A 1100-nucleotide genomic window follows, 5' to 3' on the forward strand; every position below is an offset into this window, starting at 1 on the left:
AGCCAGGTCACGGTGCCCAAGGGCAATCGCCTGCCGGGCATGCCGTCGACCCAGTTCTACGGCGAGCTGGCGTGGAAGCCGGTGGCCGGGCTCAACACCGCGCTGGAGGTGATCCGCAGCGGCAAGGTCCATGTCAACGACAGCAACCAGGGCGCGGCGCCGGGCTACACCCTGGTCAACCTCCGTGCCCGCGCGGAGCAGAAGCACGGCGCCTGGACGCTGGCGCAGAGTGTGCAGCTCAACAACCTGCAGGACCGCCGCTATGTCGGATCGGTCATCGTCGGCGACGGCAACGGCCGCTACTACGAGCCGGGCGCGGACCGTCACTGGTATGCCGGCATGGACGTGAAATACGCTTTCTGAGGCATGTCGCGGGATGTGGTGACAAATACTGTCTTTAGTGACAGTATTTGCCTGTCGCCGGGCGTGATGCCGGCCATCCCGGCATTACCCCATGACAGCTCGCACCCGGCGCGTCGCCCACCTCGACATGGATGCCTTCTACGCTTCCGTGGAGCTGCTGCGCTATCCGCAGCTGCGCGGGCTGCCGGTGGTCATCGGCGGCGGTCGCCGGCCCGCCGACGAGGTCCTGCTGCGGCGTTTCGGCGCGGCCCGCCTGGCCGAGATCCCGCCATCGGCTTTCCCTCGCCTCGGCGACTACGTCGGGCGCGGAGTCATCACCACCGCCACCTACGAGGCGCGCGCTTTCGGCGCCGGCTCCGCCATGGGGCTCATGAAGGCCGCGCGGCTGTGCCCGCAGGCCATCCTGCTGCCGGTCGACTTCGAGGCCTATCGCCATTATTCGCGGCTGTTCAAGGCCGAGATCGTGAAGATCGGTCCGGTCATGGAAGATCGCGGCGTGGACGAGGTCTACATCGAGCTGACCGATGTGCCGGGCGGGCAGGAGGACGGTGGCCGGCGGGTGGCGGCGCGCATCCAGGCGGCCATCGCGGCGGCGACCGGGCTGACCTGCTCCATCGGCGTGGCGCCGAACAAGCTGCTGGCGAAAATGGCCAGCGAGCTGGACAAGCCCAACGGCATCTCGGTGCTGCACGAGGCCGACCTGGTGGCGACGATCTGGCCCTTGCCCTGCCGGCGCA

The 1100-nt window shown here is 68.5% G+C and carries 1 protein-coding gene and 1 pseudogene; both read left to right on the forward strand.

All coding sequences use genetic code 11. The annotated features are described in order from the left end of the window. A pseudogene (locus C5O18_RS10125) lies at window positions 1-363 on the forward strand (TonB-dependent receptor); the annotation flags it as partial. A gap of 91 nt (window positions 364-454) precedes the next feature. Continuing rightward, on the forward strand, window positions 455-1100 hold a 646-nt coding region (locus C5O18_RS10130; protein WP_478209699.1), incomplete at its 3' end, for a Y-family DNA polymerase.

The organism is Amnimonas aquatica (genome assembly GCF_002943415.1).
Classification (GTDB): domain Bacteria; phylum Pseudomonadota; class Gammaproteobacteria; order Pseudomonadales; family Moraxellaceae; genus Perlucidibaca; species Perlucidibaca aquatica_A.